The sequence below is a fragment of the Thomasclavelia cocleata genome (assembly GCF_900102365.1).
Taxonomy (GTDB): Bacteria; Bacillota_I; Bacilli_A; order Erysipelotrichales; family Coprobacillaceae; genus Thomasclavelia; species Thomasclavelia cocleata.
This window is the reverse complement of the sequence record NZ_FOIN01000004.1, coordinates 80,461-99,505: the sequence shown is the minus strand read 5'-3', so window position 1 is coordinate 99,505 and position 19,045 is coordinate 80,461. Positions and strand designations below refer to the sequence as shown.

Genomic DNA, 19,045 nt, shown 5'->3' with positions numbered 1-19,045 from the left:
TATCTATTATTTTACAACAACATCTTTTATATTTTTTAAAGTTATTTTTGTCATGCCACGTTCATCCATTTCCCGGGAAATATCGACACCTTCCAAGTAATCTTCTACACTTAATTCAATAATTCGATCATCATCCAACACTAATTTACAGCGTGACATCCTGTCCAATGAAACAGGTATATTAACAATCTCATCATCATCTTCTATTCCTAAATCACGCATAATTGTCTCAACCTCTTCAGTTGCATTATAATCATTACCCATAACCTTTTTAGCTAACTCCATTGGTTTTACAGGCCGATGTTCCATTACAAGTTCAGCTAATTCCTTTTTTACAACTGGTAATGGATCACCTTCAATTACTCCATATTCACTATCTACTTTTTTTACCACCTTATTAACAATACTCATTTTTTGTTTATCAGTTAATTTAGGTTCTCCTTTAATATATTGTTCATTTAAATAGTATCCTGGTTTTCCGTCAATCATAAATCTTTTTTCGATAATTGATAAAACATTTTCTTCAATATCAATAATAATTGCTTCTTCAACAGCGGTTGTTTTATTAGGCAGGATTTGTTGATTAATAAATCGAATACTACGTACACCATCATTTTCTTCAATCAAACTCATTGGCATTGTTTTATAATTCAACTTAATTATCAAAATAAACTTTTTACCATCTACTTTGCACTCAACAAACATCAGATTAGCATTTGGCATTTCTTCAATCTTTGTACAAAGATTAAAAATATCTTGAGTTATTTTAATTGATTCTTCTTTAAAGCTGTCATTACTTTCAATCATTTTTTTACCTGCTTGTAATAAATGATGCTCACTTCCTGTAATTAACTGTTTAATTCCAGAATTTTCTAAACACTTCTCTATTTTTTTATCATAATATTCAGTTGTACCTTCTGTTAAATTTATAAAAGTATCAGAGTAAACAACTTTACTATGTTCTAAATCCAACATGTGGATTAGGATTTTATCAATTATAATTGTATTATTCATTCTTTCATCACCACGACAAGTATATCATATTTTGACAAATTAATGTATAATAATCTTGGTGATTGAAATGAAAATTATTATTGCACCTGCAAAGGTGATGAAAACTAAATATGCTAAAATTGAACAAACAGAACTTTTATTTTTGAAAAAGACAAAACAGTTACATAACTATTTAAAAAGATATTCTATCAATGAACTACATGACAATATGAAAATATCATTTAAAATGGCAGAAACTGTTTATAACTACTATCATGATAGTTATGATTCGACTCCTACTATTTATTGTTATCAAGGAACTGTTTTAAAGCAGCTTAATTTAAGTTCTTATCAAAATGAAGATTTTGATTATTTAGACAAATATTTAAATATTATGTCTGCATATTATGGGATTTTAAAATACAATACTGGAATTACTCCATATCGTTTAGATATGATAATGAAATTTGATTTAAATTTATATGATTTTTGGCAAAAAGATGTTGATAAATATTTCAAAGATGAAGATTATCTTATCTCTCTAGCATCAAAAGAATTTACAAAAATGATTAATCATCCTAACCTCATTAATATTGACTTTGTAGAGAATAAAGCTGGTAAGCTAGTTCGTAATTCTATGTATATTAAACAAGCTCGTGGAAAAATGTTAGATATAATGGTTAAAAATAAAATTGTCTCATTAGAAGAATTAAAAAAGATTACTTTTGATGATTATTATTATGATCATAATTTATCTACTAATGATAACTACATATTTATCAGGGATGCTATAAAACAGTATAAAAAATTATAAAAACAGATAGCAAAAATTGTTATCTGTTTTTCCTTAAGTATTTTTCTAAAAATTCCAACAATGCATCCATTTGGTCATCTGTACCAATAGTAATACGTAAATATTGATCAATTCTTTCCTTATTCCAATGACGAACTATAATCCCTTCTTTACGCAATGCCATAAATAATTCCTGTCCATCAACATCTGGATGTTTAACAAAAACAAAATTAGCATAACTATCAGGAACTACAAATCCTAATTCTTTTAACTTCTGTTTTGTCTTTTCACGTGTTTTAATTATCTTAGCACACTTTTGTTTTGTATCTTGATCATCTAAAATACTAGCTAAAGCTATTTGTTGAGTAATATAATCAATTGGATAAGAGTTGAATGAATTTTTAACATCATATAAATGGCTAATAGCTTCTTTATTACCCAAAGCAACTCCTAAACGAATTCCTGCTAATGAACGTGATTTAGAATATGTTTGAATCACAACCAAATTATCATACTTATTAATTAATGGTATACAACTTTCACCACCAAAATCAATATATGCCTCATCAACTACTACAATACTATTTGGATTATTTTTTAAAACTGTTTCAATAAAATCTAAATCTTCTAATAAACCTGTAGGAGCATTAGGATTAGGGAAAATAATACCACTATTAGGCTGTATAAAATCTTCAACATTTATTTTAAAATCATCATCCAGCTTAACTGTTTTATAATCCATCTGATATAAATCACAATATACTGGATAGAAAGAATATGTAATATCTGGGAAAAGAACTGGTTCTTTTCCATTAAAGAAAGTTAAAAATGTTAATGCTAAAACCTCGTCTGAACCATTACCAATAAATACCTGCTCATCTTCTAAATGATAATAATTGGCTAAAGCCTTTCTTAAATCAACAGCATCACTATTTGGATATAATCTTAACTTATCAATATCTATTGATTTAATCACCTCTTGTATTTTTAAGCTAGGTCCATAAGGATTTTCATTAGTATTAAGTTTAATCATATTTACAATTTTAGGTTGTTCCCCTGCCACATACGGCTCTACCTTACGTAATTTTTCTTGCCAAGTCATTAATCTTACCCCCTTAAAGTCTTTCCTTAATGTATTGCTATTATATCAAACTCTTTTACAAAATCATACTTATTACTAATATTATTTCTAACTATTTAATCTTAATAATAACTATACTAAATCTTCAAATAATTGATAAAGCAGCTCTTTACTTTGATTTGTTTCCTTTAATGCTTCTTCTATCCCCATAGCAACAATCTCACTATTTTTTAAACATACACATTTTCCACTCTCATTGTTTATCAATAATTCTATTGCCTTACCTGCCATCCTAGAAGCCAAGATACGATCTTCTGGAACTGGCGATCCTCCTCTTTGAATATGTCCTAAAACTATCGCTCGTCCAGAAAAACCTGTTTCTTCACTAATCCGTTTTGCTAGATTATCAACATCAAGTATTTTTTCACTAACAATAATAATTGCATGTCGTTTATTATAAACAGTTTCATTCTTTATCATTTCAGCAATTACAAAATCTTCATCAAAACCTGTTTTATGAGTAATTACTAATTCACTGCCACATGAAATAGCAGAATAGAGTGCTAGACTATCAGCATTATTACCCATTACCTCAATTACAAAGCAGCGATGATGTGAACTAGACGTATCTCTTAATTTATTAACAGCATCAATAATATTAGATAATGCAGTATGAAAACCAATCGTTTCATCAGTACCATTAATATCATTATCAATCGTACCTGGAATTCCAATACAGTTAATTCCTTTTTTACTTAATGATAATGCGCCTCGATAACTTCCATCCCCACCAATTACAATTAGACTATCTATATCATATCCTTTTAAATTATCAATTGCTTTATCCTGAACTTCCTCTAATTTAAATTCTGGTAATCTTGATGATTCTAAAATTGTTCCTCCTTTAGCTAAAATTTCCGATACATCACTATACCCTAATTTTTTAATCTTTCCCTCAACTAAACCATGAAATCCCCCATAAACTCCATAAACCTCAAACCCTCTTTTAATTCCAACTCTAACAATTGCTCTAATTGCCCCATTCATCCCAGGAGCATCACCACCAGATGTTAATACTGCAATTTTTTTCATTACTTAACCCTCACTTAATTTTTTCTTCTAACCACTTTTGATAAAATTCTAATTGATCATCTAAATGAAAAAAGTGTTCCCCATTTTTCATAATCCTTAAATCACATTTAAATCGATCAGTAAATCTTTTCACATAATCATATTCACATAAACAATCTTTTTCACCATATAAAATCATTGTTCGATTATTCCAATTAATAATTGAATGATCTCTAACATAACAATAATAATCATAATATAAAGTTTCACCAATTGGTAATTCAATAACCATTAATTCCTTTAACTTTTCTTCACTAATATCAAACCAATTCATCATATTTTCAATTAATCTTTGCATATCAACTACTGGAGATAAAAATAAACATTGTTTAAATTTTATTTCCTGATAAGCCACTAAACTAAAATATGCTCCTAAACTACAAGCCCATAAATTTATTTCATTATATTTTTCACTTACAAAATCATATATTTTTAATAATTCAACAACACAATTTTGAACTTTACACAAAGTATCATCAAATATTCTATCTCCATGTTTTGGTAAATCAAAACTAATTACCTGATAACCTTTATTGACCACTATCTTGGCTAATATCTCAATTACAACATCTTCTTTGTTCGATTGGTTGCCATGAATTGCAATAAAAACTTTTGAACTATCTTCTCCCCAGATAATTGCTGGAATATTATCTATCTTAGTATATTTCTTTTTCATTCTCTCACCACTTTCATATCAGCGATTATAACATATAATTAACTTTTTAAACAAATAAAAAGAGTATAGCTAAGTTAAAGCTCTTACTCAATAATAGATAAATAATAAATAGAAGTTTCAAATATCATTGAGTTAATCAGTAATATAAGAAATCTCTTTTAAAGTGTTTACCCTAAAGTAAGTACCTAAACTAGGCTATACTTTTTGTTGAAATAATAAATTTTAATAATCCAAATATGTTTTCATTTTGTTGAAACTATTTATTGTATCAGTATCTGCATCATTAAAGTTTGTTGAAAATGTTTGTAAACTACCACTAGGGTTTATACATAAATTAGTTAAAATTAGATAATTATCATAGTATTCTTTTAAATCATTATAGGCATCTTCCCATTCTTCAGGTGGATTTTTCATATCTTTCATAATTTTATTAACTTCACTTTGATTCTTCTCAATATCATCAATAGTTTTCATAAAATCAGGATCCGTGAATAGCGCTGTTAATGAAGTATTAAAGTCTTCATTAAAAACTCCATTTGTTTTAGTATATTTATCTGTTTCAGGATCATCATCTTCCCATATTGTATTAGACCATACTTTTTTAATTTTATTTCCGCAACTCTCTGCATCAGCTGCACCATTTAACATTTTATAAACTATAGTATTTAAGTTTTTTTCATACTGTTTAGCTAGTTCTTTTGCTTTTTGTTCTTCTTGTTCAGCTAATTCTTTTGCTCTTTGTTCTTCATTATGTTTATTGATAGATACTGCTCCAAATATAATTCCAATAACAGCTAAAACTGCAACAATCCCAATTATTAGCTTTTTCTTTGAAACACCATTTTCTGATGTTGCTTTAGCACCTTCAACTTCTTGTTGTTCAACATTTTCACTCTGCTTATTAACTGGACAACCGCATTTACTACAAATCTCTTCATTTTTTTCTATTTCTGCACCACATTCTTCACAAAACACTTTAGATTCTTCAATTAAAACATGACCACAGTGAATACATGTTGTAGATTTATCAGAAATACCTTCCCCACATTTTGGACATTTAATCATTGCCATATTACCTCTCTCCTATCTATAAATATATATTATGCTCAATCACATTATATCATTAATTTTCCCATCAAGCGACATATTTTTTATTTATCAATTAAAAAAACCACATCTACTAATAAAAAGCAAATAAAAAATAGAGCGATTTTAACTAAAGAATATACATTTCATAACTCGTATTTTTTATAATTTTCAATATTATTGTAAACTGATTTAGCATTCCTATTAAAAAAATAAAGCAGTGACCATACATGTATAGTTACTACTTTATTAACTATCTAAAGACTAATTCTTTTTACTATATCATCAACAAACACTTCCAAGTATTTTTACCAACTATACCATCTACTTGTAATCCATTATCTTGTTGAAATTTCTTAATTGCCTTTTGGGTGTTATCTCCATTTATACCATCTATACTTCCACAATTATAACCTAAATTATTTAATCTTTCTTGAACTAAAGCAGTAATTTTCCCTTTAGATTTATTTGATAATTGCGGACAGCTGGCTAATGTTACTTTACCTGCAATACCATCAACCTTTTGATTACTAAAACCCTGCTTGTTACATTCTAACTGTAAACAAGCAATCCAGTTATTAACAATATTTTCTTGTAGATATTCAATGTAAGGACTTTTACCATGTTTTAACCATTTTCTTTTTTTAGCACCATTAACAATATTAGCACAAGTACTGATCTGTACACCATTATCCCAGTTAGGTGTAGCTTCAACAACCTTTCCATCACCAATATAAATCCCCATATGTCCTTTTATCCATACAACTTCACCTGGCATAATATTACTAAAATCATTGCTTATATCTAAACAATTTGAAATGATTGTATCTGCATTTTGATCTAATACTCCATTTGATGCATATTTACCATTTTCAGGATAACCCCATAAAATTCCTTTTAACAAACCACTACAATCCCATTGTCTTTTACCATTAATCGTTTTATTTCCAAATGTTCCTAGTTTATATATTGTAGCACTATTAGCTATTTCTTTTACTTTTTCTACTAATTGTTCTGCTGTCATTATCATCTTATTTATTTTCCTCATTAATTATTTTATCTGCCACTTCTAGCCCTTTTGTTAAAATATTAGGTATGTTATAACCTGTTTCTACTAAATTTTCTATAATACTTCTAAGTTCGTTTATTGTTAGTGAAGCTAATACAAACCACCCTAATAAAGTAGTAATCCCTAAATCAATTCCTAAAGTATTTCCTATTTCAATAAACAAAACTGATGCCAAAAATGAAACCATAACCATAATCCAATATCCTAATTTTTTTAAAACACCAATTAATCCTGCTGTCGAATTTACTTTATTAGCCATTTTAGCTTTCATCCAGCCAGTAATATAATCAACAATATTAAATAACAAAAAGACTGCAAACAAAATCCAATGTTCTCCAAAAATCATACTAAAAAACGCAATAACAGCACCTATAACAGCATCCTTTAAAGTAATCGCTTGATTACTTTGGATAATCTTTGTAATTATCATCGTTACACCTCCTATCTTATATATACTCGTACCAATGCACCAGCAGAGCTTTTGATAACATAACTATTTTCTCCTATTTTATTTAATCCACCTCGATACGTAGTACTATAAAAAACCTGATGATATCCATCACTATCAGATGAATTATAATCCAAATGACTTGAAGGGATTACAGTACTTGCTAAAACACGCTGATTATCTGATGCAAGACCATTTGGACCAACTGTTAGTAATATTTCATTAAATGGTTTTTCTATTCTTATTGTTGTATCTTTACCAGCATTACCATATCCTATCATCTCCCATTTATATAAATCATTCATGATTTTAGCAATATCTTTTCCTTCCACCTGTAAGGGTCCACCGACTTCAGGATTATAGAATGCACCAAATGCTACACCATTTCTATGTATAGCCATATTAGGTATACCGCTTGATAAAATAGTAGTTTTTTCTGCACTAACTAATTTATCTGTAATAACTAATTTAAAATCATAATTCTTGCTTGTATCAAAACCACTAGCTTCTAAATCACCTTTGATTTCATATTCTCCATTAAATTCATCAGAATGAAAAACCTTTGGAGTAATATCTGTAAAGCCTTGTATCCATGTACTAGCTCCCTGTTGTTTATAATAATATTGTGCAGTTACACCATTGCTTGCTTTTCCAAAAGTATTGTTCCAAAAAATTCCTTTGTAACTTAGCGTAACATTAGAACCAATACCACCTTTTAAACGACTTAAAGATAATGTCGTAATTACTGGTAGCGTATACTGTCTATAATCACTTATGTTTAATATCTTCTCAACTGTGTTTCCACGTGAATCTTCTACATAAACCTTAATTATACTATCACTTACATTTTCTATTTCAAATATTCCTTCATCAGGTTTTGTTACTACCTTATCTCCAATGATTACTTTATACTGCTTAATCATTGCTTCTTTTACCGGAGTTGCTTTTGGAACTGTTACTGCTATACTACTGTACCCTTTTATAACTGTATCAGTATTTACTAAATCAAGGTGATTTGTACTTTGCCATGTTGGTGTGCCTGTCATTGGCATTGGATCTTTGATAATAAAAGTTCTGTCATGGAAGCTCGCCCATGTTGTCCCGTTGCTATATAACCCAATACGAATAGTACAGCTGTTGCCTTTACATGCCTGACGCAACTGTTTACGCTCTGCCTCAGATAAATCCCATGTATATCTTCCTCCAGTATGTCTAAAAGTACGTTCACATAAATGCGGTCCATTTGGATTTGGCTCGAGCCAGGCTTTTAACTCCCAATTTGCTGGATTAGTATAATCAAACCATGGATTTTCTTCATCATTGAAACTTGCTGGCAGATTAGTAATATGGGCTTGTCTTGGGATAGTTGGCAGTGACCATGATGTCGACACATCTTCATTTACTGAACTTGTATATATTGCTGCTATAACATGTGCCCCAAAAGAAGCATTTCCATTAACATCATGTTGAATGGTTTTATATCCATTTGCTAGATCACCTTTATATCTTTTTGTTCTACTATTACTGTTTACTAAAACTTCTCCAAATGCATCTGTATAGTCTCTATGATGATAATAATATGATGATGAACCACCTACAACTGTAACACGCCAGTATATAGTAGATGTATTGCTTGCGATATCCTGACTTACCAGAGCCCATGCAAACTCTAAATACCGTCCCTGATATCCTCCACCGCCTAATACTCCGCTATTCGCCATTGTCTATTACCTCCACTTCATTAGAATTGATTCTGTTGATAACTGTCTGATCATTAATATCTTGAATCAGCAAATTTACTATTGTTGCTTTATTTTTAATAACAGCAGCATTTGCTACAAGTCCCTCATCATCAAATGTCGCGATATATTCACCCTGTTTATTCATAAATCCAATAATATCTGCATTTGCAACAAACACTACATCTGTTCCACTGCTGGATATACGAATACCACGTCCAATTTGAACTGTATCAGACCATGTTTCATTCGGGTTTAGAGTCCATTCCATTTTTTCATCACCCTTGTTTAACATTAGATTGATTATAGGGCATGAGTTATCTGTATCTGATACAAACTCTATTTCTACTGAATTAGTAGTAACTGTAAACGTATGCTTGAATTCTGTATAATCACTGTTGGATAATAATATCTCTTCACCATTAACAGTAACTTTAATATTAGCCAAATTAATAAGTTTTTTATAGATAAATGACAATGTATATGTTCCATTGATAACCTGAATATACTGTTTTAGACTGCCATTTTTTAATAAAAGTGCATAACCATACATATTTCTTATACGAGTTTCAGAAGTTGAGTCAACATTAAAATCCCCTTCCCAAGAATCATCATTAAAACAGCCGATTGAATCTCTAATAAGATTATTACCACCAGTTGTTTTTAAAGTATTAGTTAATCCATCCAACCCTAGAACCATATTTTCTACTGTTTCTTTTAAACTTACTTCTTCACCATCAACCTCAATAGTTAAATCTTTTACTAAAGCATCTATTCTTCCTAATTCTAAATCTAAAGAAGTATTTAGACTTGATATTTCACCCTTCATGAAATTGATAGTACCTGTATAATCACTTATAGGAATCCAGTTATTTTGGTCATAGACTTTTAATATATTAGGATGATTAGAAGTATCAAGCCATTTCATATCATCAATAGGATTTTCGGGTTCAATATCACTAATAAAAATATTATTATTATTTTTATATTCCTCAAATGCAGTTATTTTTAATTCACCCTGTTCATTTAAATAGAAACTTGGTTTACTAATATTACCTCTACTATCTCTCTTACCTATCTTAATAACACCACTTCGTAAATCAAGTTCAAACATTTCACCTTCTAATGACCCAGTAGTAATAGCATTAGCATTAAAATTACCATTCATATCAAAAGCAATATTTTTAAATGTTTTACCACCATTTTCGCTATAACCTAAACCACCTGATGTAAATTTCCATAACTTTGTATATTGTTCTAAAGTAGGAGTATTCATGATTGTCCAGCCACTAGGCTTACCATCATCATTTACATCAATAATTAAATTACCACCATGCATCCCTAAAATAGTTTCACTACTGTGTTTAAAAGCATTTGTTAGTGTATTATAAAGCTTATTTAATTTAATTTCTGTAGGACTAGATGTATTCATAACTACATCATTTTCCAACTTTCCAACACATTCTATTTCACTACTAAAACCACCATCTAACATTAATGTTTGTTTCGTTACTACAATATTTTTATCTATATATCTAATTACATCACTATTTTCAATACTTGGATTACCACGCCATTTAAAAGTACATGGCTGATAGCTAAATCCTTCAATCTTTAAAAAGATTTTATCAAGTAATTCCTGAGTCATATATGGGTTAGCAAAACTTATTCCTTTACCAGATCCACATGTGTATGTATGTTCTTCATCACCACTAGTCAATGAATTAATAATAAACTCACTCTCTAAAGTTTCCTGATAACTACCTTGATAAATTAATCCCTCATTAATCATTAGATTAGTATCTTTATACCAATAAAACTCTAATTCATTAAAACGATTAATTCTTGCATTACATCCCATTAAACCAGCTAAATATCCAAGTAACTCTTTACATGAAATATTTTCATAATAATGATCAATAACTATATATCTATAGTCACCTAAATCAATTTTTGCCAACTTTACATTACATTGCCTTAAAAGATCATATAATACCTCAGTAAACACTGTTTCATCATTAAAAACAATTTCTGGTTCATATATATCATCAAACCTCTTCATAGCATCATAACCATTCAATTTAATCAAATACTCTTCACGAACTACTTCATTTACAATATATGTTCCTAAATCAATCCACTCAATTTTATCACCCAGCTTCAAACCACTTTTAATCACTACTTTTGCCTGTTCAAAAGAAATAATTTCTTCAGGAATAAACATTTCCAATTCAAATGCATTACTACAAACATCTCCAATTGAAACCATTTCACCACTACAACTAATCTCTTCTATCTTAATCCCTTTAAGATACTTACTATCAATTTCCTGATCATTAATAATAACTTTAGTTACAAACTCCCGCATTGGAGAAACAATCGCATTTTTATATTCATCGCTTATATTCAACATAAACTATTCCCCCTAACGTTCTATAAATTCTATTGCAAGCCCTTGCCATAACCACTCATTAGCATCTTTATCAAAGCAGTACACTGGAACAGTTCGATCACTAACATAAACATTCATTGTTACATTCTTACCCTCTTTAGGATCAGGATACGTAATATCAAAGAATATTGGTTCAATTGCTTTTAATATCCTTGACATTTCACTTGTAAGCATAGGTGGGAAAGTAACGGAAAGCTTACGCTTTACCGTTATTCGATCCCTAAACATATCACCTAATACATTTCTTCCTGATCCTTCACTACTATCCAAATCAGATTCTTGCCACTCCAATGAACTTGGATTAACAGACAAATCTTTTCCTATTTTTAATATTTCCATTTCATACACCTCCTCCTATATTAATAATGGACTTCTACCAGTTTGCATAACTTCTCTATTATGAGCATTAATTACCTGTTTAGCCACTTGTTTTCCATCAACTTGGAAAACAGCAGTAACTGTAGTATTAGCACGATGATTTCTTGACATAGCACTAACCATAGCATTATAAACACCAGAACTAATACCAGAAACTATTTGATCATTATTAGCAACAGCAGTCTTACCATTGATTCGTCCTACTAACTCTGGACCAGCTTCCCTAGCTATGAACAATTCACCAGTATCTGGGAATCCACCATTAGCAAATTCCTTACCGTTTTTAACTTTATTTTCTAATGATTTTATCGCCACACTTATAACCGCATTCATTCCAAGAGGTAATTTCAAACTTTCTACTTTTCCTTTTGCGATAGTTATCATATCTAATATAGCTTTTTCTCCAGGTCCTTCTGCTCCAAATACTAATTTTAGTTTAGCTCCTAGTACCAGCCCCTCCATTTCATTAATAATTTCCTTTGTCTCATCTGTGACTTTTCCATCATTATCATCTAGGCTTTTTGCCAATTTTTGACATAATTCTACACCGCCTTCAATACCACTATCCCTTAAAATAGTAATCATATCAGTTAGTCTAGATCTTGTTTGCTCATTCATATTAGAGTAGCCATCAGATAATTCATTATTTAATGTCGAAATCGTATCATCAAATATTTGTATTTTTTCAATCCCCTTATTTTTCCAAATTTCACATTGCTCATTTAATATACCCTCTTGAGTACTATTAAGTTCAATTCCTGATTCTTTTAATTTTGTTAAAAGAGTTTCTGTATTTAAAGCTTGAATTTCTTCTTTAGTTGTTGCATTTCCTACCCAATTTAGTATTTCTTTATTTAAAATTTCTTGTTCCTTTTCATTAAATGCATCACTATTTTCTACTAACTGGGTAAGCATATTATCAAAACCTAATTTTTGTAATTTTTCCTTATTTTTGATATTTTGCTCATAATTACTATACTGTTTTTTCCATTCTTCTAGTTCCTCCTCAGTTAAAGTAACACCTTTTTTTTCTAATGTTTGAATCATTTCATCAAACGATTTATCAAATGCTGCTGCCTTATCAAAACATTGTTGTCTAATCAAATCTGTAGTTTTAGTATTTAATTCAATTTCTTCACTTGAATCATCTAATCCATTTTTTAAATGTTCATCATATTGACGATCTAAATCAACTAAAGCTTCACCAAGACTTTTCCAACTGGATGTTCCTCTTTCACCTATTTTTGTATACAGCTCAGCATGTAATTTAGCAGTTGCATCAATATTACCATCCAAAGATTCATAAGAATAGCTACACATATTAATCATCTTTTCATTTGCAGCAAATTGACTTTGTGTATCATAAAGAATTTTTTCTTGTTCCTCTAACTTTTTATTTGCTTTCGCTACTTCTTCTTCATATTTTCTTGCATTTATACCATTACCATTCTTTGCTTTTTGGTAACGTTCCTCTGCAGCAGCAACTGCATCAACTGCATCGTTATAATCTTTTTCTGCAGCTGTTAATTTAGCTTGATATTCAACACGATTTTTTAATGCTTCTGCAGCATCTTTTTCATAAGATTCAAGTATTGCTCTTCTTTCTAATTCTTTAATACCTGCTTTTATTGCATCAGCATTTTCCTGAACATTTTTAGTATTATCTTTCCATGCAATTTTCCCATCTTCAGTAATACTAACACTATTAGGTAGTACATCATTTATTTGTTCTACTAAATATTTAGCTTTTTCAAGATTAGTAGCATAACCACCTTCACCAGTTAATTTAACTAATTCATCTACTTGTCTAAGAGTAAAACCATAATCAGTTTGAATTGATTTTGTATTTTCAATCATTGATTGTGAATTCTTTTTCAATTCTTCGGTATTTTCACGTAATGCTTCCCTTTTTTTATTTAATTTTTCTACATACTTATCTGTTTTATCAGCTGCTTCATCAGTACCTGTAATCAATGATCCTATTACTGTCACTACACCTGTTACTACTGCAATCAAAGATAAATATGGAGCAATACTTGATATAATAGTACTTAAATTTATAAGTACTGGGGCTAATGCACCACCACTCTCTGCAATTGCACTTAATCCTGATCCTATATCTTTCAAATCTTTTATTACTGATACTACATTTGAGACATCTCCTATAATATTACTGATTGGATTTTTACTTTGTTCACTACATGTTTCATTTATTTTTTTTAATTCACCATCTATATTAGATAATAATTTACACATATTTTCTAATTCCTGTGTTGAATTAATAAGATTTTTATATAATGTGTCATCCATAAACACACCTCCTTTATAATATTTATTTATTTTTATGCCTTCCTAGTTTATAATTTACTTATAATAATTGAGGAGGGATTTGTATGAAATTGTTTCGTTCAGAAAACGAGGTACTTCAAGATGATAAAGAAAAACAACAAATAGAAAAAGAAAAACAACAGCTAGAAAAAGAAAAACAAGAAGCAGAAAAAAAATTAAGAGAATTTTATAAAGATATTGATTTTATCAATTCTAAAGAGGAAATAGAGTTTTTAGAAAAAACAAGAAATTTTTCAAAATTATCAGGCAAACATTTTTATACTCCAGATCTTTCATCAGGTGAATTTAGAACCTATTATGCCGTTGCTGCTTCAGTATTTCTTGATTTTTATATTTTAGATCAATTATCTAATAGTAGAAAAAGCATTGATACTTTGGTAAAACAAAATAAAGAATTAAATGCTAAATTGGAGGATAAACTTGATACACTAATCGAACAAAACAAAGAATTAAATAATAAATTTGATCAATTAATTGAAATCTTAAAATCTAAATAGCTATTTATTAAAAGTAGTTCTACTTTATTGAAGTTAGTTTCTAACTTCAACTTTATTGTAAAGTAGAAACCTCTAAAAGATTCGCTACCATTTATAATTAAGCAAATTATTTTAAAATATAAAAGCATCTATAAAACAGCTCCATGATTGCTGAATGATAGATGCTTTCATATTCTTATTTATTAATAATACTTATATTAATAGCTATATAGAATAATAATCTAAGGCTAAGCATTTTTTTACCTCATCTTTTTTTAATGAAACCTTAAATACTTCATGTTATAATTATTTAATAAACTATATTAATGAAAGAGAGTGATACTAATATGTACAAAATAAAATTAGGCGCTTTTAGTGAACTAGAGGTTAGAGAAAAAACTATTTACATTCGCAAAGGTGAGAGACATGAATTTCCTTTTGAAGAACTTGAATCTGTTGCCTTTTGGGAATACAGAAATAGCAAAAAAGGCTGGTTATTTTTTAAATTTATTAACAAAAAAGAATATTTATCGTCTCTTTTTATGCCCAAACATAATGAAATTTGCCATGATATATACAAATTTTTACTCCCATATACCCACCGTTTAATCGTAAATGATGATGATAAAATATTAACTGTTTATCCTAAATCAAAAAATAATAGTAATTCAATAAATATAAACTTTAGTAATATTAACAGTTTTGAACTTATTCAAAATGAAACTAAAATAATCTCTGGCAGCTATATTGAAGCACTTGCTGGAAAAGCAATTCTTGGTGATACAGGTGCAATTATTGGAGCAATGGGAGCGCCTAGACTAGAAACTACAACCATTAGAGATTTACGTATTAAACTTAATCTTAATTCATTTGAACAACCTCATATATATATAAGTTATATTCAAAAAAATGATGAGAAAAAGGATGAGCTGACAGAAATGATGGTAGAGCAATGCCAAAAAGATTTATCTATTCTTGAAAATATTTGCTGTATGAATTCTAAAAATAATACTGCTCCCGATGATAATTCCATCCCATTAGAAGAACTAAAGAAATTACATGAATTATTACAAATAGGAATAATAACTCAAGAAGAATTTGATACTAAAAAGAAACAGTTATTAGGATTATAATAATTATTCAGGAATGCACTTTTGTACATTCTTTTTTTATTCCTGATAACATTTAATAATCCTATTTATATATTGTAAAATAAAAATTTCTAAAAGAGTCACAACATATTTATAAGCATTTATTTTTACACCTTCTTAGTTTATAATCTACTTATGATAGTTGAGGAGGGATTTGTATGAAACTATTTCGTTCAGAAAACGAGATACTACAAAAGGATAAAGAGAAGCAACTGCTAGAAAAAGAAAGACAAGAAGCAGAAAAAAAATTAAGAGAATTTTATAAAGATATTAATTTTACCAATTCTGAAGAGGACATAAAGTTTTTAGAAAAAACAAGAAACTTTTCAAAATTATTAGGTAAGCAATTATATACCCCTGATCTTCCATCGAGTGAACTTAAAACCAGTTATGCTGTTACTGCTTCTTTATTTCTTGATTTTTATATTTTAAATCAATTATCCAGCAGTAGAAAAAGCATTGATACTTTGGTAGAACAAAATAAAGAATTAAACAATAAATTTGATATGTTAATTAATCAAAACAAAGAATTAGAAAACAAATTCAATACATTAATTGAACAAAATAAAGAATTAAATGATAAATTTGATACATTAATAGAGACCTTAAAATCTAAATAACTATTTATAGTTAAATAAATTATTTTATTAATCAATTTAGTATTACTTTACTATTTTCAACTATATTTAACATATTATCCCGTTTTATAGTGAATTTATCAAAACAATAAGTATAATTATAGGAAGAAATAATAAATGAAAAAACTACTTAGTTTATTATTTTGCTTTAGAATCACTAATATAACTAGATGTGATAGTAGTGAAAGCTCTTAACTTAATGGCATATCTGATGAAGCATATAAAGTTAGATTAAAAGTTTTAAAATTAACTGATAATTCTTTAGCTGGTGATAATTCAGCTGATGTTTCAATTAGTCAAGATATAATAAGAATTAAATATTAGTTTTGCTTCAGTTTAAAATGTAAGAGATGATATTACTGAAGATTTTTAAGAAAAATAAATCCTATTTTTCTTAAAAATCCCCCATGAATTTACATGGAGGACTTTTTTTATTTCTTTAAATCATTAGTAGTCATATGATGTTTTTCTAATACTCCATCATACCATTTTTTAATTTCTTTAACTGCTTTTATATCTTCTTGTGTCATTTCTCCTTGTATAACTTCATTTGTTTCAAAGTTATAAATAGAATTAGATTGTTTTTGATTATAACCACCTGCATTAGCTTCTGGTAAATACATATAACCAGTACTACTAATAAAATCATATGTTCTAGGAATTGCATATACGATATCATTCTTTACTAAAATACAATATTTCTTATCTTTTATCATGATACTTGTATTATCAACTTCTTTAACTTCTAAATCATAACCAAAAACATAATCTAGATAATCTACACCTGTCAAGTTATCTTTTAGATATTTTGAAAAATCTTTTTTAGCAATCATATCTTTACACCAGCCACTAAATTCTTCATAAGTTACATCCATTTCATCTAATGACTTATCTAACTGCTCTCTTATTTTTTCATCAACATCCTCATATTCAAAATCTTTATTACTTGATAATTCAGTATTTTTATATACCTCTACACTTGATTCTTCATCTACAGAATAATAACATAATCTGTCAGCAGTGGCTCTATTTTTTTCCCTATCATACTGAAAAAACATATCAAAACTCTCACCATTTAATTCAAAATAATATGCTCCACCATTTAAATGCAATGATACCTTTTCCTCTTTAAAACCAAATTCTTCAAAAGTATCAACTACATCATAATAATTCTTCACCTCTCTTTTACTACCACATCCACATAATAATAAAACACAGCACATCCCTAATATAAACTTTTTCATGTTTTTCCCTTCCTTTCATACTAATTATATCAAACATTTAATCTAACTACTAATAATATATATTTTAAAATATTTGTAATCTCTTCTAAATATTAAACATGATAAAAGGAATGTTATTTTAAACATTCCTTCATACTTATTTATATGCATTAACCCAATTTTCCATCCATACCTTTGCTTTCGCACGTTCACGTTCAACTGTTTTTTCATGATCTTCTTCTAGTTGCTTTTGATTGATAGGATAGGGTTTTGAGGTATAGGAAGCAGCTTGTTGACCAGCTTTACGACAGAATGCATTATATATTGATGTGCTAATAGCATCATAAATATACATTCCTTGAAGCCATAACTGATTATTATCTCGCTCATTTTTTATATCATAAGCTTTTCGATAAACTGTAGCTAAAGTAACATCTTGATTATAAAACTGATCAATACTCATTCCAATACTTATATAAAAGGGTAATACTTCTTTGAATATTTCTGTATATGATTTATTTTGTGTGGAAAGTTCTTCTTCTAGAAATTGGCTTTCCACTTGATGGCGTTTTTTGAGGTATTATCCTCAAATAGGGTATTTAAAGTATCCATTGCCATTGTACTTAATTTATTGTACATATCATTTTTATCAGTAAATAATTCAAAAATTTCTTCAACCAATATTTTTGAAATTCTTTTATGGTGTGCAAAGAAGGCATATTGAAATAATTTAGGTAAAATAGTTACTGGTTTTTTATCTAATTGAGCCAATACTATTCCATCTGCTTCCATCTTTTCTAATGTTTTTCTTGTATATTCAAGGGTGTAATCTACATCCTTATATGTAAAATTAATTACCTTAGCCACGTTTATTTCCTCCTAAAAATTATTCTGTTTTTGCTTGCCAAGTTGGGGCATTTGTTGGTGTGATATATAAGTTAGTTTCTAATACACTATTAACTGCCATAGCTGGTAATCCCATTGCACTAGGTTGTCCTGTAAAGAAAACTGATTTTTCTAATCCTGGATGTTTGATTTCAAACCAAACTGCTTTACCGCTTGCTTTAGCTGTTTTATAAGCTTCAACTAAAGTAGTCCATGCTTCTTCTAATTCAGTAGTAAAGTTAGCTAGAAAAGCTAAAGCTCCACCTAAGTCTTTTAAACCTTCTACATATGTTTTAAACTCAGTTTGACTTAAATCAGTTGTTTCTAATGTTTCAGGAGATGGATTCATCTCTGGTACTGATTTAATGCTAGGAATTTTAATATATCCTGTTGTTGGTCTTGTTCCTGCAGTAGCTTCTACTGCATAATTCACTGTTACACCTGCTGTACTCATTGCAATTGCTGACATTTGTATGT

19 protein-coding genes are annotated in these 19,045 nt (G+C 28.7%); 4 read left to right on the top strand and 15 right to left on the bottom strand.

Going from position 1 to position 19,045, the window contains the following annotated elements; all coding sequences use genetic code 11:
* Positions 1 to 6: 6 nt before the first annotated feature.
* Complete coding sequence (locus BMW96_RS03380; RefSeq protein WP_092352511.1) at positions 7 to 1,014, bottom strand: nucleoid-associated protein; 1,008 nt, start codon at positions 1,012 to 1,014, stop codon at positions 7 to 9.
* 67 nt (positions 1,015 to 1,081) lie between these two features.
* Between BMW96_RS03380 and BMW96_RS03375 the strand changes: the two genes are divergently transcribed.
* Entirely contained in the window at positions 1,082 to 1,807 is a 726-nt protein-coding gene (locus BMW96_RS03375) for a YaaA family protein (protein WP_092352509.1), read from the top strand.
* 19 nt (positions 1,808 to 1,826) lie between these two features.
* Here BMW96_RS03375 and hisC read toward each other — a convergent pair whose 3' ends face one another.
* From hisC to BMW96_RS03325, 10 genes are all read right to left on the bottom strand, one after another.
* The gene (gene hisC / locus BMW96_RS03370; RefSeq protein WP_092352507.1) at positions 1,827 to 2,888 is read right to left on the bottom strand and encodes a histidinol-phosphate transaminase; all 1,062 of its coding nucleotides are present in this window, start codon (positions 2,886 to 2,888) and stop codon (positions 1,827 to 1,829) included.
* 111 nt (positions 2,889 to 2,999) lie between these two features.
* Positions 3,000 to 3,959 carry a 6-phosphofructokinase gene (gene pfkA, locus BMW96_RS03365; protein WP_092352505.1) on the bottom strand — a complete coding sequence of 320 codons (960 nt, stop codon included), beginning with the start codon at positions 3,957 to 3,959 and terminating at the stop codon, positions 3,000 to 3,002.
* A gap of 10 nt (positions 3,960 to 3,969) precedes the next feature.
* A complete protein-coding gene (locus BMW96_RS03360; protein ID WP_092352503.1) occupies positions 3,970 to 4,674 on the bottom strand; it encodes an alpha/beta hydrolase in 705 nt (234 codons plus the stop codon).
* A 222-nt stretch (positions 4,675 to 4,896) separates the two neighbouring features.
* Positions 4,897 to 5,745: a double zinc ribbon domain-containing protein gene (locus tag BMW96_RS03355; protein WP_092352501.1), complete on the bottom strand. Its 849-nt coding sequence runs from the start codon at positions 5,743 to 5,745 to the stop codon at positions 4,897 to 4,899.
* Between the two features lie 292 nt (positions 5,746 to 6,037).
* The gene (locus BMW96_RS03350) at positions 6,038 to 6,790 is read right to left on the bottom strand and encodes a C40 family peptidase (protein ID WP_092352499.1); all 753 of its coding nucleotides are present in this window, start codon (positions 6,788 to 6,790) and stop codon (positions 6,038 to 6,040) included.
* A gap of 1 nt (position 6,791) precedes the next feature.
* Entirely contained in the window at positions 6,792 to 7,259 is a 468-nt protein-coding gene (locus tag BMW96_RS03345) for a phage holin family protein (protein WP_092352497.1), read from the bottom strand.
* An 11-nt stretch (positions 7,260 to 7,270) separates the two neighbouring features.
* Positions 7,271 to 8,998, bottom strand: a complete 1,728-nt coding sequence (locus tag BMW96_RS03340) for a hypothetical protein (protein ID WP_092352495.1) — start codon at positions 8,996 to 8,998, stop codon at positions 7,271 to 7,273.
* Complete coding sequence (locus BMW96_RS03335) at positions 8,988 to 11,429, bottom strand: hypothetical protein (protein WP_092352493.1); 2,442 nt, start codon at positions 11,427 to 11,429, stop codon at positions 8,988 to 8,990. The genes BMW96_RS03340 and BMW96_RS03335 overlap by 11 nt, the downstream gene beginning before the upstream one ends.
* 12 nt (positions 11,430 to 11,441) lie before the next feature.
* Positions 11,442 to 11,807, bottom strand: a complete 366-nt coding sequence (locus BMW96_RS03330) for a DUF6711 family protein (protein WP_092352491.1) — start codon at positions 11,805 to 11,807, stop codon at positions 11,442 to 11,444.
* Between the two features lie 15 nt (positions 11,808 to 11,822).
* Positions 11,823 to 14,156 (bottom strand): hypothetical protein, encoded by a 2,334-nt coding sequence (locus BMW96_RS03325; RefSeq protein WP_092352489.1) that lies wholly within the window; start codon positions 14,154 to 14,156, stop codon positions 11,823 to 11,825.
* Positions 14,157 to 14,239: 83 nt separating this feature from the next.
* On the opposite strand from BMW96_RS03325, the gene BMW96_RS03320 reads away from it, so the two are divergent.
* The 3 genes from BMW96_RS03320 to BMW96_RS03310 all read left to right on the top strand — a co-directional run bounded on the left by BMW96_RS03320 (position 14,240) and on the right by BMW96_RS03310 (position 16,442).
* Positions 14,240 to 14,692, top strand: coding sequence for a hypothetical protein (locus tag BMW96_RS03320; RefSeq protein ID WP_092352487.1), 453 nt, complete (start codon positions 14,240 to 14,242; stop codon positions 14,690 to 14,692).
* Positions 14,693 to 15,018: 326 nt separating this feature from the next.
* On the top strand, positions 15,019 to 15,804 hold the full coding sequence (locus BMW96_RS14435) for an SHOCT domain-containing protein (protein WP_157796029.1): 786 nt from the start codon (positions 15,019 to 15,021) through the stop codon (positions 15,802 to 15,804).
* A gap of 176 nt (positions 15,805 to 15,980) precedes the next feature.
* Positions 15,981 to 16,442 (top strand): coiled-coil domain-containing protein, encoded by a 462-nt coding sequence (locus BMW96_RS03310; RefSeq protein WP_092352483.1) that lies wholly within the window; start codon positions 15,981 to 15,983, stop codon positions 16,440 to 16,442.
* Positions 16,443 to 16,891: 449 nt separating this feature from the next.
* Here the strand turns inward: BMW96_RS03310 and BMW96_RS03305 are convergent, their stop codons facing one another.
* The 4 genes from BMW96_RS03305 to BMW96_RS03290 form a co-directional block, all read right to left on the bottom strand.
* Positions 16,892 to 17,704, bottom strand: coding sequence for a hypothetical protein (locus BMW96_RS03305; RefSeq protein WP_092352481.1), 813 nt, complete (start codon positions 17,702 to 17,704; stop codon positions 16,892 to 16,894).
* 136 nt (positions 17,705 to 17,840) lie between these two features.
* The gene (locus BMW96_RS03300; protein WP_092352479.1) at positions 17,841 to 18,242 is read right to left on the bottom strand and encodes a hypothetical protein; all 402 of its coding nucleotides are present in this window, start codon (positions 18,240 to 18,242) and stop codon (positions 17,841 to 17,843) included.
* Positions 18,224 to 18,550: a DUF5055 domain-containing protein gene (locus BMW96_RS03295; protein ID WP_092352477.1), complete on the bottom strand. Its 327-nt coding sequence runs from the start codon at positions 18,548 to 18,550 to the stop codon at positions 18,224 to 18,226. Before BMW96_RS03295 ends, BMW96_RS03300 begins: the two co-directional genes overlap by 19 nt.
* Before the next feature lie 19 nt (positions 18,551 to 18,569).
* Positions 18,570 to 19,037 (bottom strand): hypothetical protein, encoded by a 468-nt coding sequence (locus BMW96_RS03290; protein WP_092352475.1) that lies wholly within the window; start codon positions 19,035 to 19,037, stop codon positions 18,570 to 18,572.
* Positions 19,038 to 19,045: the final 8 nt, after the last annotated feature.

Coding starts and splice junctions, on each gene's coding strand:
- BMW96_RS03360 (WP_092352503.1), bottom strand. CDS start 4,674: ATGAAAAAGAAATATACTAAGATAGATAATATTCCAGCAATTATCTGG.
- BMW96_RS03310 (WP_092352483.1), top strand. CDS start 15,981: ATGAAACTATTTCGTTCAGAAAACGAGATACTACAAAAGGATAAAGAG.
- BMW96_RS03335 (WP_092352493.1), bottom strand. CDS start 11,429: ATGTTGAATATAAGCGATGAATATAAAAATGCGATTGTTTCTCCAATG.
- BMW96_RS03355 (WP_092352501.1), bottom strand. CDS start 5,745: ATGGCAATGATTAAATGTCCAAAATGTGGGGAAGGTATTTCTGATAAA.
- BMW96_RS03345 (WP_092352497.1), bottom strand. CDS start 7,259: ATGATAATTACAAAGATTATCCAAAGTAATCAAGCGATTACTTTAAAG.
- BMW96_RS03350 (WP_092352499.1), bottom strand. CDS start 6,790: ATGATAATGACAGCAGAACAATTAGTAGAAAAAGTAAAAGAAATAGCT.
- BMW96_RS03320 (WP_092352487.1), top strand. CDS start 14,240: ATGAAATTGTTTCGTTCAGAAAACGAGGTACTTCAAGATGATAAAGAA.
- BMW96_RS03325 (WP_092352489.1), bottom strand. CDS start 14,156: ATGGATGACACATTATATAAAAATCTTATTAATTCAACACAGGAATTA.
- BMW96_RS03380 (WP_092352511.1), bottom strand. CDS start 1,014: ATGAATAATACAATTATAATTGATAAAATCCTAATCCACATGTTGGAT.
- BMW96_RS14435 (WP_157796029.1), top strand. CDS start 15,019: ATGTACAAAATAAAATTAGGCGCTTTTAGTGAACTAGAGGTTAGAGAA.
- BMW96_RS03330 (WP_092352491.1), bottom strand. CDS start 11,807: ATGGAAATATTAAAAATAGGAAAAGATTTGTCTGTTAATCCAAGTTCA.
- BMW96_RS03305 (WP_092352481.1), bottom strand. CDS start 17,704: ATGAAAAAGTTTATATTAGGGATGTGCTGTGTTTTATTATTATGTGGA.
- BMW96_RS03290 (WP_092352475.1), bottom strand. CDS start 19,037: ATGTCAGCAATTGCAATGAGTACAGCAGGTGTAACAGTGAATTATGCA.
- pfkA (WP_092352505.1), bottom strand. CDS start 3,959: ATGAAAAAAATTGCAGTATTAACATCTGGTGGTGATGCTCCTGGGATG.
- hisC (WP_092352507.1), bottom strand. CDS start 2,888: ATGACTTGGCAAGAAAAATTACGTAAGGTAGAGCCGTATGTGGCAGGG.
- BMW96_RS03375 (WP_092352509.1), top strand. CDS start 1,082: ATGAAAATTATTATTGCACCTGCAAAGGTGATGAAAACTAAATATGCT.
- BMW96_RS03340 (WP_092352495.1), bottom strand. CDS start 8,998: ATGGCGAATAGCGGAGTATTAGGCGGTGGAGGATATCAGGGACGGTAT.